3 protein-coding genes and 3 tRNA genes are annotated in these 4,740 nt (G+C 29.1%); 5 read left to right on the forward strand and 1 reads right to left on the reverse strand.

All coding sequences use genetic code 11. From position 1 onward, the window contains the following. Positions 1-6 precede the first annotated feature (6 nt). The 3 genes from RWQ73_RS07660 to RWQ73_RS07670 all read left to right on the forward strand — a co-directional run bounded on the left by RWQ73_RS07660 (position 7) and on the right by RWQ73_RS07670 (position 270). Positions 7-82: transfer RNA gene (locus tag RWQ73_RS07660), tRNA-Gln, on the forward strand. A 1-nt stretch (position 83) separates the two neighbouring features. Beyond that, positions 84-156, forward strand: a tRNA-Lys gene (locus RWQ73_RS07665). A 42-nt stretch (positions 157-198) separates the two neighbouring features. Then, positions 199-270 (forward strand) — tRNA-Glu (locus RWQ73_RS07670). Between the two features lie 92 nt (positions 271-362). On the opposite strand, the gene RWQ73_RS07675 is transcribed toward RWQ73_RS07670, so the two are convergent. After that, complete coding sequence (locus RWQ73_RS07675; protein WP_314407779.1) at positions 363-1,655, reverse strand: cytidine deaminase; 1,293 nt, start codon at positions 1,653-1,655, stop codon at positions 363-365. 199 nt (positions 1,656-1,854) lie between these two features. Here RWQ73_RS07675 and gshAB point away from each other — a divergent pair, with 199 nt between their 5' ends. Together gshAB and RWQ73_RS07685 are read left to right on the forward strand one after the other, a co-directional pair. Further along, positions 1,855-4,107, forward strand: a complete 2,253-nt coding sequence (gene gshAB, locus RWQ73_RS07680; protein ID WP_314407781.1) for a bifunctional glutamate--cysteine ligase GshA/glutathione synthetase GshB — start codon at positions 1,855-1,857, stop codon at positions 4,105-4,107. Positions 4,108-4,529: 422 nt separating this feature from the next. Beyond that, on the forward strand, positions 4,530-4,740 hold a 211-nt coding region (locus tag RWQ73_RS07685; RefSeq protein WP_314407782.1), incomplete at its 3' end, for a PTS sugar transporter subunit IIA.

A 4,740-nucleotide genomic window follows, 5' to 3' on the forward strand; every position in this document is an offset into this window, starting at 1 on the left:
TAATATTGGGATATAGCCAAGCGGTAAGGCAACGGACTTTGACTCCGTCATTCCCCTGGTTCGAATCCAGGTATCCCAGCCATGAGCCATTAGCTCAGTTGGTAGAGCATTTGACTTTTAATCAAAGGGTCGAAGGTTCGAGTCCTTCATGGCTCATTAATTAAATATAAGGCTATTAATTTAGCCTTTATATTTTTTGGCCCGTTGGTCAAGTGGTTAAGACACCGCCCTTTCACGGCGGTAACACGGGTTCGAATCCCGTACGGGTCATCTTAACCTAGTCGTAACTTTTGTTACGACTTTTTTTATAATAATAGTATTTAAATTAAAGTCGTTATAAAAACTTCATAACGACTTTAATTTTATTTTTTTAATTCTTTTGCTGTAAAACTTAGAGGTAATACTTCTTCGAAGAAGTTATATACAGCATAGGTGTGAGAAGATGTTCCTAAGATTAATTCAAAATCTTCATCTGCAAATTCAGAAATTACTTGTCGACAAACTCCACAAGGTGGGCAATAATTTTCCAAATTACCATTAGGACCACCTACTACTGCGATTTTTTTGAATTTTGTAACTCCCTCACTTACAGCTTTAAAAATTGCTGTTCTTTCAGCACAGTTTGTTGGAGAATAACTGGCATTCTCAATATTACAACCTGTATAGATTTTTCCGCTATCAGCTAATATAGCAGCACCAACCTTAAAGTTTGAATATGGTACATAAGCATATTTAGTAGCTTCAATGGCAGCCTCAACTAAAGTTTGATTTATGTCTTCGTAAAATTCATTGTGTTCTTTAAGAAGTTTCATAACGCTATCAGCTACTCCACCTTCAGAGTTTGTTTTTTCAGTAATAAACTTAGCATTTTTCTGTAGATCCTTATTTCCATTTTTCATTGCGATACTATATTCTACTATATCTAGCATTGCTTGATCATTTAGATTATCACCTATGGCAATAGCATTTTTTAAGTCGATATCATGTATATCTGCGACTATTTTTAGAGCCTCACCTTTTGTAGCCTTTTTATCCATTATTTCAATGTTATTTGCACCTGACGATGTAACGCTTATGTTTTTATTACCAGCTAAAAGTTCAGTAGCATTTTTTAGTTTTGAACTGTCATTTGATAAACCTATTACTTTTATAGCAGGATTATCTTTTTGGTTCATATAAAGTTCTATATTATCAACCTCAGTTACATAACCAAGTTTTAATTTATTTTTTGCTTCTTCTCTCAAATGTTGTTCATTAGGTTGTTCACCATTTGCTTTAATAAGATCAATATATGCATTTATATCTGTCTCTATACTATTGGTATATATAGTGTTTTTAGTATATAATTGATAACTTATATCTAATGATTTTAAGATTTCTATAGTATAATATAAATCTTTTAATTCCATCGGTGTAATATTAATGATATTTCCATTTTTATCGTATATTACACCTCCGTTAAAGCTTATTACATCACAACTAATATTTTCTGCTTTTAATGCAGGAAGTGCTTCATAGTAGGCTCTTCCCGTTGCAACTACAAATTCAATACCATGTTTTTTTGCAAATCTTATAAGTTCTACATTTTCTTTTGGAATATTATGATTATTATTTAATAATGTTCCATCCATATCACTAGCAATTAATTTAATCATTTTAATATTAGAAATACGATTAATAATCGAATTTCGTACTCCTTTCTTAAGTGTAATTTGATTATATCATAAGTAATAAAATATTGTAAGAGCTTGTTAAAATATGGTAGTATTTGAGCTTAATTTCTATTATTAATTATGCTTTTGTGATAAGATAGAAAGTGACAAAATTGTATGTAGAGAGTGATAAAATATGATAATGAGAGATATAATTAAAAACAATAATTTAGAGGAACTATTTTCAAATGTGGTAATAGGCTTGGAGAAAGAGGGACAGCGTGTATTACCAAACGGTCAAATATCAAAAACTGATCATCCTAAAGTATTTGGTGTTAGACATGAGCAACCTTATATTCAAACAGATTTTGCAGAATCACAGGTTGAACTAATAACGACTCCAGAAAAAAGTGAAAAAAATGTACTAAGAGTTTTAAATGCAATTCATGAAGTATTTTTAAAGAATGTTCCAGAAGATGAGTATATATGGCCGCTTAGTATACCCGCTTTATTACCTAATGAGGAAGATATTAGGGTAGCACAATTTGAGAAAAAATCAGATGTTGAGTATAGGGAGTATCTGGTTAAAAAATACGGTAAATATAAACAAATGGTATCGGGAATTCATTATAATTTCCAACTTGATGATAATTTCATGGAAAAAATTTCCATGATTACGAAAAAAGATCTTGTTAGTACAAAAAATGAAGTATATTTAAAACTAGCTAGACAATTTATTAGATATCAATGGTTATTGATTTATCTTTATGGAGCTTCTCCACTAGCAGAAGATAAGTACTTTACAAATGGTGTAAAACCATCTGATTTTGTACGAAGTTTGAGAACTAGTAGATTTGGTTATGTAAATGAAGAAGATATAAAAGTGTCATATAGTACGTTAGAAAAATACATTGAAGATATTACTGGATATGTACAAAATGGGAAGTTAATAGCAGAAAAAGAATTTTATTCAAGTGTTCGTTTTAGAGGAGCGGACACAATAGTAAAATTTCCAAAACATGGAATTAAATACATTGAATTTAGGCTGTTTGATTTAAATCCATTTGCACCATTTGGTATCCTAGAAAAAGATATTAGGTTTGTTCATTTATTCATAAAAACATTAGTTTGGTTAGAGGAAGTAGATAAAAGTACTTCTGAATCTCTAGGTTATGAATACAGTGAAAAAATATCGTTATCACATCCATTTGAAAAAGTAGCTTATGAAGAAGAAGGTTTATGGTTATTAAACAAAATGAAAGAGCTAGTTGCTGAATTAGGATTATATGAAAGTGATATTGATTTAATTAATGAGAAGATAGAGGAACTGCTAAATCCCGAATTAACTATTGGAGCTAGGTTATTAAGAGAATACAAAAAAGAAAAAAGTATTTTAAATGTTGGATTGAACCTTGCTAAACAATACAAAGAAGATGCTTTAAGAGAATACTATTCACTTAGTGCATATTCAAATATGGAACTTTCGACACAAGCTGTAATAGAAGATGCAATAAAGAGTGGTATAAAAGTTAGTATCATAGATGAAAATGATCAATTTATTCGTTTAGAAAGTAAAGAACATGTAGAATATGTGAAAAATGGTAATATGACAAGTAAAGATAGTTATATTTCTCCGTTAATAATGGAAAATAAAGTAGTAACTAAAAAAGTTTTATCAGAAAAAGGTTTCAGAGTTCCTAAAGGATATGAGGTTTCTAGTCTAGAAGAAGCACTGCAAAAATTTAATTACATAAAAAATAAACCAATTGTAATCAAACCGAAAAGCACAAATTTTGGATTAGGAATTACAATTTTTAAAAATGGAACAAGTTCATTAGAGAATTATACAAAAGCTATAGAATTTGCGTTAAAAGAAGATAAAGATATATTAATAGAAGAATTTATTGAGGGAACAGAGTATAGATTTTTTGTTATAGAAGGAAAAACAGAAGCGGTATTATTAAGAGTACCCGCAAATGTAACAGGGGATGGCAAACATACTATTAGAGAATTAGTTGAAATAAAAAATGCTAATCCCTTAAGAGGAGATGCTAAGAAAACACCATTAAAAAAAATTGAGCTTGGAGAAATTGAACAATTACAGTTATCAGAACAAGGATTAAATTTTGAATCAATATTAGATGAAAACGAAGTGGCGTATTTAAGAGAAAATTCAAATATTAGTACTGGTGGAGATTCTATAGATATGACTAATGAAGTTCATGAGAGTTACAAAAAGTTAGCAGTAGAAATAGCAGAAGCAATGATGGCAAAAGTATGTGGAGTTGATTTGATAATACCTAATATAAAAGATGAGTGTAGTAAGCATAATTATGGGGTAATTGAAGCTAATTTTAATCCTATGATGATGATGCACATATACCCTCATGCAGGCGAGTCTAGACGATTATCTTTAAATGTATTAAGAATGCTTTTTCCTGAAAAAGGTATTTAATATATATTAGTAATTTTTAAACATAAATATATACTTTTTTTAAATAGAATCACATATTAATTTGTGATTCTATTTATTTTATTGTTAAATTTTATTGTTATCTTCAATACCACTCTTACAGATAAAATGCAAATATGAAAATAATATTTTCATAATAATATTTTTATATTGTAATTTAATGATAGTGAACAATGTAAATATAAATATATATCGTTTTAAAATGTTTAGTATCGAGATTTATAGATGATAAATATAAAAATATATAATCATAAAGAAATAACTAACGTTGGAAATCGATTACAATGTTTGTAAGGTGGAAAATTAAAACATTTACAAAAAAAATAATAAATGATATAATCTATGTGTATGCAAAGGTATACACGTCATAATATATTAAGTAATAAACAAAAGGAGGTACTAAGATGGTAGGAATTATCATCGCGAGTCACGGTGAATTCGCAGCTGGAATTAAGCAATCAGGTTCTATGATTTTTGGTGAACAAGAAAAAGTAGAAGCAGTTGTATTTATGCCAAGTGAAGGACCAGAAGACTTGCAAAGAAAACTTCAAGAAGCTATTGCTAAAGTAGATTCTGAAGAAATTCTTTTCCTTGTCGATCTTTGGGGTGGAAGTC

Origin of the sequence: uncultured Gemella sp., assembly GCF_963525875.1 — a bacterium.
In the GTDB taxonomy this organism is placed as follows: domain Bacteria; phylum Bacillota; class Bacilli; order Staphylococcales; family Gemellaceae; genus Gemella.

Bases quoted from the DNA above. Each gene is read 5' to 3' on its own strand.
- RWQ73_RS07675 (WP_314407779.1), bottom strand. From the start codon at position 1,655: ATGATTAAATTAATTGCTAGTGATATGGATGGAACATTATTAAATAAT.
- gshAB (WP_314407781.1), top strand. From the start codon at position 1,855: ATGAGAGATATAATTAAAAACAATAATTTAGAGGAACTATTTTCAAAT.